The organism is Microbacterium sp. RU33B (assembly GCF_900155915.1).
Taxonomy (GTDB): Bacteria; Actinomycetota; Actinomycetes; order Actinomycetales; family Microbacteriaceae; genus Microbacterium.
Window position 1 is genome coordinate 1805041 of the sequence record NZ_FTPO01000001.1, and the last position, 18189, is coordinate 1823229.

Here is an 18189-nt window from a genome sequence, read left to right on the forward strand (position 1 = left end):
CGTGCTCCTTGTGCACTCTGTCCGTCTGCGGAGCCTGTCGGCGTCGTGCCGCTCGCGGAGATCCCGTCGCCTGTAGGCTGTCGCGCTCCGCCCCGGGTGGGAAGGATGCTGCGACAAGGCGTGTGGTGTCGTTCGACGCGGTTCACGTTACGAGGGGGTTCCGACATCCGGAGCGGCCCCGCTCGATCCTGTGCACCGATGTCTTTCGACTCCAGCTGTGCAGGAGCCTACGCGGCTGTCGAACAGATATTCGACGACACGCCGCGATCCGGCATCCGGAATGCGGACTCAGCGGCGACGCGGCTCGAGTCGTCCGGCGCCGTACCGACGCTCGGACGGAACCTCGGTCGCATCGCACAGCGCGAACCAGATCTCGCGGGGCGCGACGCCAGCCGCCAGCGCCTCGCCCGCGGTGCGACCACCGAGGCCGGGCAGGATGAGGTCGGCGACGAGTGAGTCTCCGCGCGCGCCGAACTCATCGGATACGGCGCGGTGGAATTCCGTTCGACGCAACAGGTCAGCGCAGCGAGAGTTCGGCGTCGACCGAGGCGACGAGGTCGTCGGGGACGACGTCGGGGAAGGACTGCATGCCTTCGAGCACGGAGATGCGATCGCCGACCTCGCGCATGATCACCGAGATGGGAACGTCGAGAGCTTCTGCGACGGAGGCGAGGATCTCGCTCGAGGCCTCTTTCTGACCGCGCTCCACTTCGCTCAGGTAGCCCAGCGCGACACTCGCGCGGCTCGCCACCTGACGGAGAGTGCGACCCTTCTGCTGACGCAGATCACGCAGGACATCGCCGATCTCTTGTCTGACCAGAATCATGGGGTCCCCCTCCTCACATGTGATTCCCACCCGCTGTCCGGGTGGACAACAGTACAACACGGTGTGAGGTCAATCTAATCCCGTGCGCTGTGGAATGGGTGGGAATCGCCGAATGTAACCGACGCGAAACACCGTCTATTCCACCAGTCCGCTCCCCGATCACAGCGCGTCGATGGCGAGCAGCAGCGCCCGGCGCACCGACTCCGCGCGGATCTCCTCACGCGACCCCGACAGCTCCAGCGACTCGACGCGCGTGCCGAGGGCCGTCGCCACGGCGAGGTGCACGGTGCCCACCGGCTGACCGTCCGGGGAGTCGGGCCCGGCGATACCGGTCGTCGCGATGCCGACGTCGCACGGGTCCCCCGCGCTGCCGAGGCGGATGCGGACCCCCTCCGCCATCTGACGGGCGACCCGCGGGTTCACGGGCCCGTGTGCGTCGAGGAGGGCCTCGTCGACCCCCAGGACCGTGTGCTTGAGATCGGTCGCGTACGCGACGACACCGCCGCGCACGACCTCCGAGGCGCCGGGAACGGCGACGAGCGACGAAACCACGAGTCCTCCGGTGAGCGATTCGGCGACCCCGATCGTCCAGTCCAGCTCGCGCAGCCGCGCCAGCAGCCTCTCCGCGTCGGATCCGCTGACCTCAGCGGGCTGCGCGCGGCGTCGCAGCAATTCGGCATCCGTGCGCCGTGTGCTGGGCTGCGTGATCTCGGCGTCGTCGGGGAGTCCCGTCGGCGGCGGCTTGAGCGGGCTCATGCCGTGCCGGTGCGCCGAGCCCGCGCCGCGCGCGCTTCGCTGGCGATGTAGTCGATGCCGCTGGCGATCGTGAGCACGACGGCGATCGCCATGGTGACGCCGTTGACCCAGAAGATCCACTCGCCGACGAGGGTCCACAGCGGCAGGAGCGCGAGCGAGAGGGCGAGCGCCTGCGCCACGGTCTTCAGCTTGCCCATCCAGGCGGCGGCCAGCACGTGGTCGCTCACGACGACGAAGCGGTAGACCGTGATGCCGATCTCGCGCACGAGCACGACGATCGTGATCCACCACGGGAGCTCGCCCAGGATCGACAGTCCGACGAACGCGGATCCGGTGAGCACCTTGTCGGCGATCGGGTCGAGCAGCTTGCCGAGATCCGTGACGATCTCGTACTTGCGGGCGATCCACCCGTCGACGCCGTCGGTCGCGATCGCGACGATGAACAGGGCGGCAGCCCACCACCTCAGCGGGCCGTCGGCTCCGTCGTCGGCGAGCAGCATCCACACGAAGACGGGCGCGCAGAGGATGCGCGCGATGGTGATCGCGTTCGGCAGCTGACGGGGGACGGCCACGGTGCGAGCCTAGCCGGTGACGGCGTCGGCGATCATGCGGTGCGCCACGATCAGTCGCGCCCCGTGAGGCCCCAGGCGTCCTCGTCGCCCTCCGCCTCGACGACCGGGAGGCCGTCGAACTGGGAGTCCACGGCATCCGGCCCGTAGTCGACGGAGGAGGGCGCCGCGTGCGGGGCATCCTCTCCGCGCAGGCGCGCCAGGACGGCCGGCAGCTGCTCGGCCATCACGAGCACGTCGCGGGCCTTCGAGCCCTCGGACGGACCGACGATCTCGCGGGACTCGAGGAGGTCCATGAGGCGTCCGGCCTTCGCGAATCCGACGCGGAGCTTGCGCTGGAGCATCGAGGTCGAGCCGAACTGCGTCGAGATGATCTGCTCGGCGGCGGCGAGGAGCAGGTCGAGATCGTCGCCGATGTCGGCGTCGATCTCCTTCTTCTCGGCCACGGCGGCGACATCGTCGCGATACTCCGGCCGTGCCTGCCGGGTGACGTGCTTGACGACCTTCTCGATCTCCTCCTCGCTGACCCAGGCGCCCTGGACGCGGAGCGCCTTGGAAGCGCCCATGGGGAGGAACAGGGCGTCGCCCTGCCCGATGAGGCGGTCGGCTCCGGGCTGGTCGAGGATGACGCGCGAGTCGGTCACGCTCGTGACGGCGAATGCGAGCCGGGACGGCACATTCGCCTTGATGAGGCCCGTGACCACGTCGACGGAGGGACGCTGGGTCGCGAGGACGAGGTGGATGCCGCTCGCCCGGGCGAGCTGGGTGATGCGCACGATCGAGTCCTCGACGTCGCGGGGAGCGACCATCATGAGGTCGGCGAGCTCGTCGACCACCACCAGGAGGTACGGATAGGGCTTCAGCACGCGCTCGCTGCCGGGAGGCAGGGTGATCGACCCGTCGACGACGGCCTTGTTGAAGTCGTCGATGTGACGGAATCCGAACGACGCGAGGTCGTCGTACCGCATGTCCATCTCCTTCACGACCCACTGCAGCGCTTCCGCGGCCTTCTTGGGGTTCGTGATGATGGGTGTGATCAGGTGCGGGACGCCCGCGTACGACGTCAGCTCGACGCGCTTGGGGTCGATGAGCACCATGCGCACTTCGGAGGGCTGCGCCCGCATCAGCACGCTCGTGATCATCGAGTTGACGAAGCTGGACTTTCCCGAGCCCGTCGAGCCCGCCACCAGGAGGTGCGGCATCTTCGCGAGGTTGGCGACCACGTAGCCGCCGCCGACGTCCTTACCCACGCCGATCGTCATCGGGTGGGTCTGCGACGTGGCCGCGCCCGAGCGCAGCACGTCGCCGAGGGTCACGATCTCGCGGTCGGTGTTCGGAATCTCGACGCCGATCGCGCTCTTCCCCGGGATCGGGGCGAGGATCCGCACCTCGTTGGACGCGACGGCGTACGAGATGTTGTTCGTGAGCGCCGTGATGCGCTCGACCTTCACACCAGGACCGAGCTCGATCTCGTACTGCGTGACGGTCGGACCGCGCGAGAAGCCCGTGACGCGTGCGTCGACGGAGAACTGCTGCAGCACGCTCGTGACGGCGCGCACGATGTCGTCGTTGGCCTGCGAACGGGCCTTGTGCGGCGATCCGGCCGCCAGGGCGTCCACGGACGGCAGCCGGTAGGGCGTGGACGGCGTGGAGGTGCGGGCGTCGATCCCGATGCCGTCGAGACCGGGCAGCACGCCGTCCTCGGTCGGGTCGTCGTCGCGCAGACTCGTCTGCGCCTTCTTGTCGGCCTTCACCGCACCCGCCAGCACCGCCGGGTCGATGACCTCGGTGACGGAGTCGGGGGTGAACGCCGGCACGGGTGGGAGCGAACGCACGGGCGGCACGATCGCCTGCTCGAATCCTCCCTGGGAGGAGCCGACGGGCAGGAGCTCGGTGAGATCCTGCGAACCGATGCCGCCGTCGGGGTCTTCTTCACGGCCCGTCTTGTTGCGTCGCCACCACGGGATCGAGGGGTCGGTGGCCGCTGCGGCGGCATCCTGCGAGAAAGCGGGACCGTCGGCCGGGTCGACGCGCTCCGCGCCGAACATCCACGCGTAGAGGTCGCCGAGTCGCTGGCCGATGCGGTTCGGCGGCGTCTTGGTGAGGATCAGGATGCTGAGGGCCGTCACGACGGCCAGCACGATGCACGCGCCGACATCCGTCAGCAGCAGCGCGAGCGGCTCGGCCACCATCCACCCGAGGACGCCGCCGGCCTCGCTGAGCGCCGGGAGCCCCTGACGGGGCTGCGGGCGACCCCCGCCGATGTGGCAGTAGCCGGCGACGGTGAGGAGGAACAGCGCGAACCCGATGCCGATGCGGCCGTTGTCGTGCACCGACGACGGATGCCGGAACAGCCATCCGGCGAGGAGCACCAGGAGCACGGGGAGGACGAATGCGACCCGCCCGACGAGGCCGCCGGCGGTGTAGGCGCTGATGTTCTTCGCGATCTCGTCGCCGACGAAGAACCACTCCACGACGGCGCCGGCGATCGCGAGCAGGACGAGCAGGAACGGCAGTCCGTCGCGACGCTGGTCCTTCTCGAGCGTCTCCGGACCGAACGCGCGGAACAGTCCGCCGGTGGCGTGGGCGAGGCCCATCCACATGCGCACGACGACGGGCGGCTTCTCCGTCTCGCCGACGTAGCGCTTGGGTGCGGGCGCGGACTTCTGCGCGCGCGACGAAGAGCCCTTCGCGGGCGCACGACCACGTGTGGTCGGGCTGGAGGTCCTGGCCATCCCCCCACGGTACGTCCCGCAGGCGGCAAACCCCCGGAACGACGCGACCCTTCGACTAGCTCGGGGACTGCCCGTCCACATGCTCAGGGACCGGCGTGACGCGGTCGTGCGGTCAGCGCAGACGCTTGACCATCGTGTCGCGGCCGTGACCGGGCTGGGTCACGGCGAAGCCCTCGCTGCGGTACAGGCTCACGGCGAAGTTGCCCCGCTCGACGCTCAGGCTGAGTCGGGCGAACCCCTGCGCCCGCGCGTGGTCGCACAGGCTCTGCAGGAGCGCGCGACCCACGCCGTGCGCGCGCCAGATCGGCCGTACGCCGATGATCAGCTCGGGCACCCCCGTGCCGACGTACGCGAAGCCCGGATCGGTGCGCGGGAACATCCGGTACCACGCGGCGCCCACCGGCTCGCCGTGCGCGTCGAGGGCCACGAAGCCCGCGTCGCTCGAACGCATCCATCCCGAGACGTACCGACTGTGGTCCGGGTGGGTGAGCACCTCGTGTCGAGGGCGCACACCACCCTGGCTCCAGTTCGCCGCCTCCACGACCATGTCGCCGAGGAACGACCCGTCGGCCTGCCCCGCGGGGCGCACGGTGAAGGTCTGCGGCATGCAGGCAGTCTAGGCGCGGGGTGTTACGCCTCGATGACGAGCGGGATGATCATCGGACGACGGCGCAGCGACTGGTTCACCCAGCGGCCGATCGTGCGTCGCACCACCTGCGCCAGCGCGTGCGAGTCGCGCACGCCCGACTGGGCGGCGTCGGCGAGCGCCGCGGCGATCTTGGGCTTGACGGCGTCGAACACCGAGTCGTCCTCGGCGAATCCGCGGGCGTGGATCTCGGGACCCGAGATCACCCGGCCGGTGGCGGCATCCACCACAACGATGACGGAGATGAAGCCCTCCTCCCCCAGGATCCGGCGGTCCTTGAGATCGGCGTCGGTGATCTCGCCGACCGAGGAGCCGTCGACGTAGACGAAGCCGAGGTCGAGCTGGCCGACGACCTTGGCGTCGCCGCCCTTGAGGTCGATGACCGTGCCGTTCTCGCCGAGGATCGTGCGCTCGGGCGAGATCCCGGTGGCCTGGGCGAGCTTGGCATTCGCCATCAGGTGGCGGTACTCGCCGTGCACCGGCAGCACGTTCTTCGGCTTGAGGATGTTGTAGCAGTAGAGGAGCTCCCCCGCCGCAGCGTGGCCGGAGACGTGCACCTTGGCGTTGCCCTTGTGCACGACGTTGGCGCCGAGCTTGGTCAGCCCGTCGATGACGCGGTAGATGGCGTTCTCGTTGCCGGGGATCTGGCTCGAGGCGAGGATGATCGTGTCGCCCGGACCCGGCTCGATCTCGTGGTCGTTGTTCGCCATGCGGCTGAGCACGGCCATCGGCTCGCCCTGCGAACCCGTCGACATGTAGACGATCCGGTCGTCGGGAAGATCCCGCGCCTTCTTGTAGTCGATGAGCACGCCCTCGGGCACCTTGAGGTACCCGAGCGTCTCGGCGATCGTCATGTTGCGCACCATGCTGCGGCCCAGGAGCGCGACACGGCGCCCGTGGGCGGCCGCGGCATCCAGCACCTGCTGCACGCGGTGCACGTGGCTCGAGAAGCTCGCCACGATCACGCGGCGCGGCGCGCGCCCGATCACCTGGTCGAGCACCGGTCCGATCTCGCGCTCGAGCGGCGTGAAGCCGGGCACGTCGGCATTGGTGGAGTCGACGAGGAAGAGGTCGATCCCCTCCTCACCGAGCCGCGAGAACGCCCGGAGGTCGGTGAGCCGGCCGTCCAGCGGCAGCTGGTCCATCTTGAAGTCGCCGGTGGCCAGCACCATGCCGGCGGGCGTGCGGATCGCGACGGCGAGCGCATCGGGGATCGAGTGGTTGACCGCCACGAACTCGCACTCGAACGGACCGAGCTTCTCGACATCCCCTTCCTTCACGGTGAGCGTGAAGGGCTTGATGCGGTGCTCCTTGAGCTTGGCCTCGATCAGCGCCAGCGTGAGCCCTGATCCCACGATGGGGATGTCGGACTTGAGCTTGAGCAGGTACGGCACGGCGCCGATGTGGTCTTCGTGTCCGTGGGTCAGCACGATCGCGACGATGTCGTCGAGGCGCCCCTTGATCGGCTCGAAGTCCGGGAGGATCAGGTCGACCCCCGGCTGGTGCTCTTCGGGGAACAGCACTCCGCAGTCGACGACGAGCAGCTTGCCCTCGTACTCGAACACGGTCATGTTGCGGCCGACCTCGCCGAGTCCGCCGAGCGGGGTGACGCGCAGCGTCCCCTGCTCGAGTGCGGGCGGGTCGTACACGTTCGTGGCCATCAGTCGCCTTTCCTCAGGATGCCGTGCATCCCTGTGCGCCCATCGCGGGCGGCTTGTTCATCGCGTGGTGCCCGACACCTTCGGCAGCGCGCCGCCGGCGGCGGCGTTGCGGTCGGGACGGAAGTTGGAGAAGTCGGCGCCCGGAACGTCCTTCACGAGGGCGAGCTCGTCTTCGATCTTGGCCGCTTCCCACTCCTCGGGACCCACGAGCGGCAGCCGCACGCGCGGGCTGCCGATGCGGCCCAGACCGTGCAGGATGTACTTCGCCGCGACCGTGCCCGGGACGTGGGTCATGACGGCGCGGACGAGCGGCTCGAGCTGCTGGTGCGCCGCGGTCGCGGCCTTCAGGTCGCCCGCGTTGACGGCGTCGACGATGACCCGGTACGGCTGGGCGGCGACGTTCGCGGTGACGCCGATGAGGCCGGTCGCCCCGATCGCGAGGTGCGGCAGGACATTGGCGTCGTCGCCGGAGAAGTACATGAGATCGGTCTGATTGAGCACACGGCTGACCTCGGAGAAGTCGCCCTTGGCGTCTTTGATCGCGAGGATGTTCGGGTGCTTGGCGAGCCGCAGGATCGTCTCGTAGCGGATGGGCACACCCGTGCGCCCCGGGATGTCGTACAGGATGACGGGGAGGTCGGTCGCATCGGCCACGAGCCGGAAGTGCGTGAGGATGCCCGCCTGGGTCGGCTTGTTGTAGTACGGCGTGACGATCATGATGCCGTCGGCGCCGGCTTTCTCACTGGCCTTGTAGAGCTCGATCGCGTGCGCGGTCTCGTTCGAGCCGCCACCGGTGATGATCTTGGCGCGGCCGGCCGCGACATCCTTGCCGACCTCGACGAGGCGGATCTTCTCGGCATCCGTCAGCGTGCTGGTCTCGCCCGTGGTGCCCGTCACGACGATGCCGTCGGCACCGGCGGTGATGACGTCGTCGATGTGCTTCTCGACGGCGGGCCAATCGACCTCGCCGTCGGCAGCCATCGGAGTGAGGAGCGCGACGAGGACCTGGCCGAAGGGATTGCCGGGGTGCGTCATTCCTTCAGGGTATCGGTTCGCCCGGATGCCGCGTGGCCGCGGATCGGCGCGCGCAGGGTCAGCGACCGCGACCGCCGAGGGTCGCCGTGACGGAGTCGGGCAGGAACGCCACCAGGCGGCGGATGGCCTTATAGCGCAACGACGGCACGGAGACGCTCGCCCCGCGGGCGGCGTCGCGCAGCGACTCGGCGACCACGTCGCGCGCATCGAGCCACATGCAGTCGGCGATGCCCTCGTTGCCGGGCGCGAGTCCCATGCGCTCGTGGAAGTTGGTGTGCGTGAAGCCGGGGCACACGGCGGTGACCGTCACTCCGCGCGGCGTGTAGGCGACGTTGGCCCAGCGGCTGAAGGAGATGAGCCACTGCTTGCAGGCGCCGTAGGTCGAGCGCGGCAGGAAGCCCGCGACGGATGCCACGTTCAGGATGCGGCCGCTGCCGCGAGCGAGCATCGGGCCCAGTGCGGCGTGAATGAGCCGCATCGACACCTCCACGTGCAGCTGGAGATGCGCGACCTCGGACTCGACGTCGTTGGTCTCGAACGCGAGCGGCAGCCCGAATCCCGCGTTGTTCACGAGCACGGCGACGGGCCGCGCAGGATCGGCGAGGCGCCGCTCGACCTTGGCGCGCTGGCGGGGCTTGAGCAGATCGGCGGCGAGCACCTCGACCGATACGCCGTGCGCGGCGCGCAGCGAGCTCGCGAGGCGTTCGAGCGCGTCTTCGTCACGGGCGACGAGGACGAGGTCGGCGCCGCGCTTCGCGAGCTGCGCGGCGTACTCGGCTCCGAGGCCCGAGCTCGCTCCGGTGATGAGGGCCGTGGTCATGCGTGCCAGCCTAGGCGGGACGCGTGAGCCTCAGGAACCGGTACCGGATGCCGGTGCGCGAGGTCGCCCACGCGCCCTCGTCGGCGATGTCCCAGGCCGAGCGGTCGGGCGCGAACGTGTCGCCGTCGACGACCAGGTCGAGCTCGGTCACCTCGAGACGGTCGGCGATCGCCATCGCCTCGCGGAAGAGCGCGCCGCCGCCGATCACCCAGACGCGATCGGGCGCGGTCGCCCTGGCGAGCTCGAGCGCCTCGGCCAGCGACGACGCGCGCTCGGCGCCGTCGGCCGACCAGTCGGACCGCCGCGTCACGACGATGTTGCGGCGACCGGGGAGCGGGCGGAACCGGTCGGGGAACGACTCCCACGTGCGCCGGCCCATCACCACGGGCTCGCCCATCGTGAGCGACTTGAAGTGCGCCAGGTCTTCGGGCACGTGCCACGGCATCCCGCCGTCCGCCCCGATGACACCCCCGGACGCCTCGGCCCACACGAGGCCGACGGGCGTCGTCATACCGCGACCGCTCCGCGGATCGCCGGGTGGTGCCGGTAGTCCTCGACGACGAAGTCGTCGTAGGCGTAGTCGAAGATCGAATCCGGCTTCCGGGCGAACGACAGCGTCGGATACGGGTAGGGCTCACGCGTGAGCTGCTCGCGCACCTGTTCGACGTGATTGTCGTAGATGTGGCAGTCGCCGCCGGTCCACACGAAGTCGCCCGGCTCGAGCCCGGTCTGCTGGGCGACCATGAGCGTCAGCAGAGCGTAGGAGGCGATGTTGAAGGGGACGCCGAGGAAGAGGTCGGCGCTGCGCTGGTAGAGCTGGCACGACAGGCGTCCGTCGGCGACGTAGAACTGGAAGAGCGCGTGGCACGGCGCGAGGGCCATGTCGGGGATGTCGGCGGGATTCCACGCCGACACGATCAGGCGGCGCGAGTCGGGATTGGTGCGGATCTGCTCGACGACCTGCGAGATCTGGTCGATGTGCTGCCCTCCCGGCGCCGGCCAGGAGCGCCACTGCACCCCGTATACGGGGCCGAGCTCGCCGGACGCATCCGCCCACTCGTCCCAGATCGTGACGCCGTTCTCCTGAAGCCACCGAACGTTCGATTCTCCGCGGAGGAACCACAGCAGCTCGTACGCGATCGACTTGAAGTGAACGCGCTTGGTCGTGATGAGGGGGAACCCCTGCGACAGATCGAAGCGGAGCTGTCGGCCGAAACTGCTGCGCGTGCCCGTTCCCGTGCGATCGTCCTTGTGGACGCCGTGGTCGAGCACGTCGCGCAGGAGGTCTTCATACGGGGTCGGGATCGCAAGCGTCACGCGTGCCACGATACCGGCGCCGGTGCCGCCGGAGGGCGGCCGCGCGCGGGGGCTGCCCGGGCGATCATGACGGATTCGGCGCCCGTTCAGGAGAAATTAGTTATCCTGGGGAGTTGTGACCCTTGCCAGCGCCCTCATCGGCCTCACCGCACTCCTCGTGGTGACGGTCGCACTCGGCGTCTTCCTGCAGTGGAGACAGAACCGCCCGCAGCGCCATATCGCGCACGAAGTCGTGGAGCCCGCCCGCCTCGGCGCCGACTCCCTCGGCGAGACGGCGACACTCCTGCAGTTCAGCACCGAGCTCTGCTCGCGCTGCCCCGGCGTGCACCGCACCCTGTCGGCACTGGCAGAGGGATACGAGGGCGTCCGCCACCTCGACATCGATGTGACCCACCGCCCCGACATCGCCAAGCACTTCCACGTGATGCAGACGCCGACCACGCTCATCCTCGACAAGTCCGGCGTGATCCAGACCCGCTTCGGCGGCGCCCCGAGCCGCGGGGTGGTCGAGCTCGAACTCGCCCGCCTGCTGTCCGAGGCCGAGCCTGCTCGCGCCTGAGCGCGCTCTCGGAACGATCCCGGGCCACGGCCTCCCAGGCATCCGTCGACCGGCGCGCCACGAGGTCGTGTCAACCCCTCCCCGCACCCCCGTGCGCTCGTTAGGCTGAGTCGCGTGCGCTCCTCCGGCGCGCGGAACGAGAAGGAGTCAGCATGAGCGTCACGAGCGAAGCCAGCACGTCGTGGAAGGGAAGCCTCTTCGAGGGCTCCGGCGAGATCGCCCTGGAGACCTCCAACCAGGGGCCGTTCGCCGTGAACTGGAAGGCTCGCGCCGAGGGATCCACGTCGGTGACGACTCCCGAGGAGCTCCTCGCCGCGGCGCACTCGTCGTGCTTCAGCATGGCCCTCGCCCACGCCCTCGCCGAGAACGGCACTCCGCCGACGAGCGTGGAGACCACGGCATCCGTCACCTTCGTGCCCGGCAAGGGCATCTCGGGCAGCCACCTCAACGTCGAGGCCGTCGTGCCGGGGCTCAGCGCGGAGGACTTCGCGCGGATCGCCGCAGGGGCCAAGGACGGCTGCCCCGTCTCGCAGGCCCTCACGGGCATCGAGATCACCCTCGAGGCATCGCTCGCCTGACGGCGGGAGCATCGGATGCCACGCCGCGTCGTCATCTCGGGGGCATCCGGCCTCATCGGCACAGCCCTGACCGACAGCCTGCGCCGTGACGGCGTGGACGTCACGCGCCTCGTCCGTCGTCCGGCGCAGTCGCCGGACGAGGTCGAATGGGACCCGGGCTATCGCGCCCTCGATCCCGGCGTGCTCGCGGGCGCGGACGCCGTCGTCGGCCTGAGCGGGGCCAGCATCGGCCGTTTCCCGTGGACGCCGAAGTACAAGAGCACGCTCCTGTGGTCGCGCGTCTCCCCCACCCGCACGCTGTCGGCCGCGATCACCGCGCTGGGAGCGGATGCCCCGGCCTTCGTTTCGGCGTCGGCCGTGGGCTACTACGGTTCGGCGCCGGGAGTGAAGCTCGACGAGGCGTCGCCGCGCGGCGAGTCCTTCCTCGCCGATCTGTGCGGCGAGTGGGAGGCCGCGGCGCTCTCCGCCGCCTCCACGACGCGCGTCGCACTGCTGCGCACCGCGCCGATCGTGCACGTCGGCGGGGTGCTCAAGCCGCTCATCCTCCTGACCAAGGCGGGAGTCTCGGGACCGATCGGGCGAGGCACCCAGGTGTGGCCCTGGATCTCGCTGGAGGATGAGGTGCGCGCCATCCGGCACGTCATCGACTCCGACATCGCCGGCCCGGTGAACCTCACGGGCCCGACACGGGCGACCGCGAACGACCTCGGCTTCGCCCTCGCCGTGCGCCTCAACCGCCCCTTCGTCGTGCGGGCTCCCGTCTGGGGAATGAAGCTCGCACTCGGCAGCGACGCGACGGAGGCGATCCTGACGAGCGACGCGGACGTGGCACCCCGAGTGCTCGAGGCATCCGGATTCGCGTTCGACCATCCGACGGTCGAGGCGGCCGTCGCCGCCGCGGTGCCGGCCCGCCGCTAGCCCGGCGGGTCGTCAGTCGGCGACGCCGGTCTGCTCGGCAGCGAACTTGAACGACTCGAGTTCGGCGAGGTGGTCTTCCACGAACCGCTCCTCGAGGGTGGTGCGGACGGCGTCGTACGAGGCCCGGTAGTCGGTCTCCTCACGGCAGGCGAGGTCGGCGAGGGCGACTTCGATCTCCCGGGCCCCGAGCTTCTCCATCTCGGGGTCGTCCTGCGCGTTCCCGCCCCGCTCGTTCGCCATCACGACGAGGTCGGCGTTGATCTCGGCGAGCGCATCCAGCTGCAGCGTGTACGGGCCGAACCCGGCTGCGTCCATGCAGACCGCCCATCGTGCGTCCAGCTCCGCGATCTCGGTCGTCGTCATGAGCGAGGTGTAGAAGTCGTCGACGGCGTCGCGGAGCGGACGGAACTCGTCTCCTCTCAGGGGGTCACGGGAGTCCAGCTCGATCTGCGCAGCACCCTGACAGCCCCCCTTCTCCGGGATGTACACGTCGTCGGCGGTGTACGCCCCTGATCCGCCGGAGAGCGCCACGTAGTACGCGTTGACCTCCGGCTGAGAGAGGCTCGCGAGGATCGCCTCGTTGGGGTCTTCCGCGATCGTGACCCTCTCGGTCTCGGGTCCGTGGACGATGCCGTAGCCGTAGCGCTGCACCCATTCCGGGTCGTCGAGATCGGGACTGGCGAGGGTGCTGAAGTCGAAGCCCATCGGCGTCGGGGGGTGCGGAACGTAGTCGAACCCCTGCTCGTTCATGCACGCCGCGATGAGTTCCTCGTTGGCCAGCAGCCACGCGTCGCCCTGCTCCTTGCGCTCCGCGTCGCTGAGCTGCGTGCCGTCACCCGCTGACATGTACTGCTCGATCGGGGACTGCGCGACGCCGGTCTCCTCCGCGGGCCCGCCGCAGGCTGTAAGAGCGAGGGCGAGGATGCCCACGGAGAGGAGGACCGCCGCGGGGGTGCGTCGTGTCATGGGTCATCCTCGACTGTCGGTGGCACTGATCATGGGAGCGCTCCCATTCCACAGTCTATCCGCTGCTTCGTCGAGGCGCGAGGAGCGGATGTCTCGTCAGGAGCCGCCGCGGAGCGCCGTCACCGGCTCGATCCGCGACGCGCGGCGGGCGGGGAACCAGCCGGCGAGGAGGCCGACGACCGCACCGAGGATCGTGCCGGCGATCGCGATCCACGGGTCGACGATCGGCGTCCACTGCTGCGCGGCGGCGAACGCCACCACCCCGATCACCGCGACGGCGGAGCCCATGAGCCCGCCGAGCAGTCCGATGACGATCGACTCCACGACGAACTGCGCGCCGATCTGGCGCCCTGTCGCACCGAGGGCCCGGCGGAGTCCGATCTCGGGCACGCGCTCGGAGACGTTCAGCATCGTGACGTTCGCGATCCCGAGCGCTCCCGCCAGCAGCACGATGCCCCCGAGGATCAGGAAGACCACGTTGACGTCGGCCTGCACGTTGTCGCCCAGGTCGGAGCGCGCGCTCGGCGCCGACACGTCGAGCGTCTCGGGTTCATTGGGCAGGAGCGCGAGACCGATCTGCTCGCCGACCTGCGGTCCGGTGCCCGGCAGGATGCGCGCCTGCAGCTCGCCCGGAGCGCCGAGGGCGCGGTCGGCCCGGGCCGTCGAGACCGGCATGACGACGGCATCCGACAGTTCGCCGCGAGCCTGCAGATCGTCGTAGATGCCGATCACGGCATACGGGAGATCGCCGATGAAGATCGACGGCTGACTGTCGACCCGGTTCACACCGAGGCGTTCGGCCGCCCGCTCTCCCAGGACCACCACACGGTCCGCGCGCTGCTCGTGACCCGCGTCGAACATCCGCCCTGTCGTGACGCGTCCGTCGAGCACGTCGAGCAGTTCGGGCCCCGCGGCGATGAGCCGCGGCGCCGCGATCGACGGCGCCGACGGGTCGTTGACGGGCACGGCGGTGATCGTGTCGGTGCCCAGCGGAAGCTCGGCGATCGTCGTGGCCGCTTCCACGCCGACGAGGCGCTCGGCCCGTTCGACGGAGTCCCACGGCAGACGGGCCGTCGCCACCGACGATCCCGACTGCGTCTCGGCGCTCCCGGGCGCGACGATGACCTGCGTCGACCGCACCGCGTCGAACTGCCGGGCGATCTGGTGCGCGGCGGTCTGGGCGAAGCCGATCGTCGCGACGAGCGCCCCCACGCCCAGGACGGTGCCCACGAGGGTCATCACGAGCCGCCCGGGACGCGAGCCGATGTCGGCGGTCGATTCGAGCAGCAGATCCTGGAACGTGAACCGGTCGGCGCGGGCGACGGGCGCCACGAGCATCGGAGACGCGTCTTCGGTCTCGACGCCGTCGACGGGCGCGGCGGGCCGGCGACGCAGAGACAGGCGCATCACGCTTCCTCCGTCACACGGCCGTCGGTGATGCGCACGCGACGCTCGGCACGGGCCGCGACGGCCGGATCGTGCGTGATGACCACGAGGGTGAGTCCGTCGGCACGGAGATCGTCGAACAGCGACATGACCTCGCCGCTCGTCGCCTGGTCGAGGTTGCCGGTGGGCTCGTCGGCGAGCAGGATGCTGGGCGTGCTGACGACCGCGCGCGCCACCGCGACGCGCTGGCGCTCACCGCCCGACAGGGTCGTCGGCAGGAAGCCGAGCCGGTGCCCGAGACCGACCCGCTCGAGCGTCCGTCGTGCGCGGTCCTCGCGCTCGTCGCGAGGGATTCCGCTGTACAGCATCGGCATCAGCACGTTGTCGAGCACGGTGCGCCGCGGCATGAGATGGAACGCCTGGAACACGAAGCCGATCCGCTGCGCCCGCACACGCGCACGCTCGTCCTCGTCGAGGAGGCCCGTCACGACATCGTCGATGCGGTACTCCCCCACCGTCGGGCGATCGAGGAGCCCCAGGATGTTGAGCATCGTCGACTTGCCCGAACCGCTCGGCCCGACGATGGAGACGTAGTCGCCTTCGTCGATGCTCAGGTTCACGGCTTTGAGCGCCTGAACCTCGGGCGGACCGGGGAACGACCGGGTGAGATCGCGCAGCTCGATCAGTGTCACCGCCCGACCACCACGAGCTCGCCCTCCTCGAGGTCGCCGTCGACGGTCGTCACCTCGACCTGGCCTCCGGCCGCGAGTCCGGTCTCGACGACGACGAGTCGCGTCTGCGCACGTTCGCCGTCGCGCGGGTCGCCCTCGACGACCTCGACGCGGGATTCGCCGCCCGGACCGGCCGTGAGGGCTGCGATGGGCACGTAGAGCACTTCACCGCCTGTCGCTCCGACCGGGATCGTCACACGCACGTTCCGTCCTTGCAGCTGCGTCGCCTGCTCGGCGGTGAGCGGGGCGGGCTCGAGCGTGATCGTCCAGCGCGCACCCGAGTCCTGGCCGGGCGTGAGCTCGGTGATGGTGGCCGGATGCACACCGCCGTCGGGCAGGTCGAAGCTCGCCGTGTCGCCGACCTTCAGCAGCGCCGCATCGGCCGCGGCCACGCCGCCCGACACGGTCACCGTGGCACCGGAGACGACCATCGCGGCGCCCTGGAGAGTCTGTCCTCGCGCGACGTTGACCGCATCCACGCGGCGCGGCAGATCGGTGAGGTAGAGGACCTCGCTGGAGGGCAGGAAGGGCAGAGCGCCCTCCTGGGCCCGCTGCAGCGCGACCTGGGCGTCCGCCAGCTGCTGGCGGGCCGAGTCGACGGCGGCGCGCTGCGCGCTCGTGTCGACCCCCGATCCGAGCTGCTGGCGCTGGAGCTGGGCGAGCGCGAGCGCGTCCTGCGCGTCGCCGACCGTCGCCTGCCACTGCGCGATCGCGGCGGGCGTGTCGTCGGGTGGCAGCGGCTTGGACGCGACCGCGCTGTCCAGTGCGCGCTGCGCGCTCGAGACCGCGTTGTCGGCCTGCCGGACGTCGACAGCGGAGGGGCCCGCCGCTGCACGCGAGAGCTCGGCCCGCGCGGCATCCACGGACTGCTGCGCGGCGCGCACCCCGTCCTGAGCTCCCTGCAGCTGCTCCTGGGCGCCCTCCTGAGAGGCGGGCGCCGGGTAGCCGATCTGCGCGTACAGCTCGGTGACGGCTGCGGCGGCACCCGCGTCGAAGACGTCGGTGCCCGGGTCGCCCGCGGCGATGCCGACGGCGGCCATCGCCTGCTTGAACTGGGTGACGTCGGGACCGCTCATCCCGAAGACGAGAGTGCGGTACGCGGGCAGTTCACCGGGCAGCACGATGACGGGGCGCCCCGCGACCGCGAGCGCCACCGACAGCGGCGACAGCGTCGATCCGACCTCGGGGACCGCGCCCGTCACGACGGCGGGGCCGCCGAGCGAGGCGGTGTCGATGGTCACCTCGACCGAGTCCGCGTAGCCGACGTCGCCGCGGATCGTGACGTCGTTGCTGAGGATTCCGTACTCCACCGGAACGGTCACCAGGCCGGCATCGGGCACATCGGTGAGGGAGGCGGCGTCGGCCGGCGAGATGATGAACCGGCCGACGAGGAGACCGGCGACGAGGGCGAGAACGGCCACGGCGGCGATGATCCAGATCGAGCGGTTGGCGCGGAAGACGCGGCGCCATCCGGTGACGGTGCTCGTGGAGGCCTCCTCCACGGCGTCGGCGTCCTCGACGGTCGCGCTGTCGGGCGGCGCGACGTCGGCCGGGGCGGTCGCGTCGGAGCGGATCAGCTCATCGAACTCGTCATCGGGCCGCGCGGTCACCGACCCTGCTCCACGGCGGCCTTCAGAGCATCGAGCTCGGCCTTGTGCTCCGCGATGAACTCCTCCTCGAGCGCGTAGCTGATCTTCTGCTGCTGCGCACGGTAGTCGGTCTTCTCCCGGCACTCGAGGTCGATCGTCGCCAGCGCGATCTCCTCCTCGGCCAGCTCGTCCAGCGCGGGGTCGTCCTCGACCCACTCGGTCTGGTTCTCGTAGTACTCGTTGAGCTTGTCGTTCATCGACATCTGCGCGTCCTGCTGGCGCTCGAAGCCGGACTGACCGGCATCCGCCATGCACTCCGACCACGCCGCGTCGAGCTCCGCGAACTGGGTGGACTCGGCCGTCTGGGTGTAGAACTCGTTGATCGCATCCATGATCGGCTTGTGCTCTTCCGAGGTGGCGGGGTTCTCCCCCTCCATCTCGTGCTGGGCCCAGCCGTAGCATCCCGCCGTCTCCCAGTTCCACTCGTAGGATCCGTCTTCGCCGAGCTCCTCCTCGGTGGGCTGCGGACCGTGCAGGGCCTCGTAGTAGGCCGTCCGCTCCGACTCCGACAGGCTCTCGACGTAGTCCTGGTTGGGGTCGACGTACTCGGTCTCGGGTTCGGGCTGCGCGTCCTGTCCGGGGTAGCGGATCATGCCGTAGCCGTACTGAGCGACCCACTCGGCGTCGTCGGGCTTCCACTCGTCACCGGAGCCGAACGAGATCGAGCCGGTGGAGGTGGCCGGGATGTAGTCGAACCCCTCCTCCGTCATGCACTGCGCGACGAGCTCCTCGCGGTCCTTCTCGTCCTGCTCGAACTTCTTCGTCTGCTCTTCCTCGCTGAGGTCGCCACCCCAGATCGAGGACATGTACTTGCCCAGCGGGGAGTCGGAGCCGTCCGCGGCGGGGGCGGGCGAGGAGCCCGAGCAGCCGGCCAGGGCCAGCAGGACGAATGCCGAGCCGAGGGCTGCGGCTGCGCGGTAGCGGTTCATGGATCTCCCGGTGTGCTCAGGCGCGGACGCCGTCGGTCTTCCTTCAGACTAGGCGAGGGGGTCCGGGCGACACGTCCATCCACAGGTGTATTCCGGGTCATCCCGGAG

Annotated in this window: 19 protein-coding genes; 3 read left to right on the forward strand and 16 right to left on the reverse strand. The window is 70.1% G+C overall.

All coding sequences use genetic code 11. The annotated features are described in order from the left end of the window. Positions 1–288 precede the first annotated feature (288 nt). From B0B14_RS08795 to B0B14_RS08845, 11 genes are all read right to left on the reverse strand, one after another. On the reverse strand, positions 289–513 hold the full coding sequence (locus B0B14_RS08795; protein ID WP_076681023.1) for a DUF3046 domain-containing protein: 225 nt from the start codon (positions 511–513) through the stop codon (positions 289–291). Between the two features lie 4 nt (positions 514–517). Continuing rightward, a complete protein-coding gene (locus B0B14_RS08800) occupies positions 518–826 on the reverse strand; it encodes a helix-turn-helix domain-containing protein (RefSeq protein ID WP_076681024.1) in 309 nt (102 codons plus the stop codon). Positions 827–985: 159 nt separating this feature from the next. After that, positions 986–1582 (reverse strand): CinA family protein, encoded by a 597-nt coding sequence (locus B0B14_RS08805; protein ID WP_083710415.1) that lies wholly within the window; start codon positions 1580–1582, stop codon positions 986–988. Further along, positions 1579–2154 carry a CDP-diacylglycerol--glycerol-3-phosphate 3-phosphatidyltransferase gene (pgsA, locus tag B0B14_RS08810; RefSeq protein ID WP_076681025.1) on the reverse strand — a complete coding sequence of 192 codons (576 nt, stop codon included), beginning with the start codon at positions 2152–2154 and terminating at the stop codon, positions 1579–1581. The genes B0B14_RS08805 and pgsA overlap by 4 nt, the downstream gene beginning before the upstream one ends. Positions 2155–2204: 50 nt before the next feature. Continuing rightward, positions 2205–4886, reverse strand: a complete 2682-nt coding sequence (locus tag B0B14_RS08815; protein ID WP_076681026.1) for an FtsK/SpoIIIE family DNA translocase — start codon at positions 4884–4886, stop codon at positions 2205–2207. 112 nt (positions 4887–4998) lie between these two features. Further along, on the reverse strand, positions 4999–5493 hold the full coding sequence (locus tag B0B14_RS08820; protein ID WP_076681027.1) for a GNAT family N-acetyltransferase: 495 nt from the start codon (positions 5491–5493) through the stop codon (positions 4999–5001). A 23-nt stretch (positions 5494–5516) separates the two neighbouring features. Beyond that, a complete protein-coding gene (locus B0B14_RS08825; RefSeq protein WP_076681028.1) occupies positions 5517–7193 on the reverse strand; it encodes a ribonuclease J in 1677 nt (558 codons plus the stop codon). Positions 7194–7250: 57 nt separating this feature from the next. Then, positions 7251–8228, reverse strand: coding sequence for a 4-hydroxy-tetrahydrodipicolinate synthase (gene dapA / locus B0B14_RS08830; protein WP_076681029.1), 978 nt, complete (start codon positions 8226–8228; stop codon positions 7251–7253). A gap of 58 nt (positions 8229–8286) precedes the next feature. Further along, positions 8287–9048 (reverse strand): SDR family NAD(P)-dependent oxidoreductase, encoded by a 762-nt coding sequence (locus B0B14_RS08835; protein WP_076681030.1) that lies wholly within the window; start codon positions 9046–9048, stop codon positions 8287–8289. Between the two features lie 10 nt (positions 9049–9058). After that, positions 9059–9559 carry a dihydrofolate reductase gene (locus B0B14_RS08840; RefSeq protein ID WP_076681031.1) on the reverse strand — a complete coding sequence of 167 codons (501 nt, stop codon included), beginning with the start codon at positions 9557–9559 and terminating at the stop codon, positions 9059–9061. Further along, positions 9556–10365 carry a thymidylate synthase gene (locus B0B14_RS08845; RefSeq protein WP_179085278.1) on the reverse strand — a complete coding sequence of 270 codons (810 nt, stop codon included), beginning with the start codon at positions 10363–10365 and terminating at the stop codon, positions 9556–9558. Before B0B14_RS08845 ends, B0B14_RS08840 begins: the two co-directional genes overlap by 4 nt. A gap of 115 nt (positions 10366–10480) precedes the next feature. Here B0B14_RS08845 and B0B14_RS08850 point away from each other — a divergent pair, with 115 nt between their 5' ends. The 3 genes from B0B14_RS08850 to B0B14_RS08860 all read left to right on the forward strand — a co-directional run bounded on the left by B0B14_RS08850 (position 10481) and on the right by B0B14_RS08860 (position 12420). Beyond that, entirely contained in the window at positions 10481–10924 is a 444-nt protein-coding gene (locus B0B14_RS08850) for a TlpA family protein disulfide reductase (RefSeq protein WP_076681033.1), read from the forward strand. 152 nt (positions 10925–11076) lie between these two features. Next, positions 11077–11502, forward strand: coding sequence for an OsmC family peroxiredoxin (locus B0B14_RS08855; RefSeq protein ID WP_076681034.1), 426 nt, complete (start codon positions 11077–11079; stop codon positions 11500–11502). Between the two features lie 15 nt (positions 11503–11517). Then, positions 11518–12420, forward strand: coding sequence for a TIGR01777 family oxidoreductase (locus B0B14_RS08860; RefSeq protein ID WP_076681035.1), 903 nt, complete (start codon positions 11518–11520; stop codon positions 12418–12420). A 12-nt stretch (positions 12421–12432) separates the two neighbouring features. Here the strand turns inward: B0B14_RS08860 and B0B14_RS08865 are convergent, their stop codons facing one another. From B0B14_RS08865 to B0B14_RS08885, 5 genes are all read right to left on the reverse strand, one after another. Continuing rightward, positions 12433–13386: a hypothetical protein gene (locus B0B14_RS08865; protein ID WP_076681036.1), complete on the reverse strand. Its 954-nt coding sequence runs from the start codon at positions 13384–13386 to the stop codon at positions 12433–12435. Positions 13387–13482: 96 nt separating this feature from the next. After that, complete coding sequence (locus B0B14_RS08870; protein ID WP_083710417.1) at positions 13483–14793, reverse strand: ABC transporter permease; 1311 nt, start codon at positions 14791–14793, stop codon at positions 13483–13485. After that, on the reverse strand, positions 14793–15464 hold the full coding sequence (locus B0B14_RS08875; RefSeq protein ID WP_076681037.1) for an ABC transporter ATP-binding protein: 672 nt from the start codon (positions 15462–15464) through the stop codon (positions 14793–14795). The genes B0B14_RS08870 and B0B14_RS08875 overlap by 1 nt, the downstream gene beginning before the upstream one ends. Continuing rightward, positions 15461–17113, reverse strand: a complete 1653-nt coding sequence (locus tag B0B14_RS08880; RefSeq protein ID WP_256714310.1) for a hypothetical protein — start codon at positions 17111–17113, stop codon at positions 15461–15463. The genes B0B14_RS08875 and B0B14_RS08880 overlap by 4 nt, the downstream gene beginning before the upstream one ends. Then, positions 17110–18081, reverse strand: a complete 972-nt coding sequence (locus B0B14_RS08885) for a hypothetical protein (RefSeq protein WP_076681038.1) — start codon at positions 18079–18081, stop codon at positions 17110–17112. The genes B0B14_RS08880 and B0B14_RS08885 overlap by 4 nt, the downstream gene beginning before the upstream one ends. Positions 18082–18189: the final 108 nt, after the last annotated feature.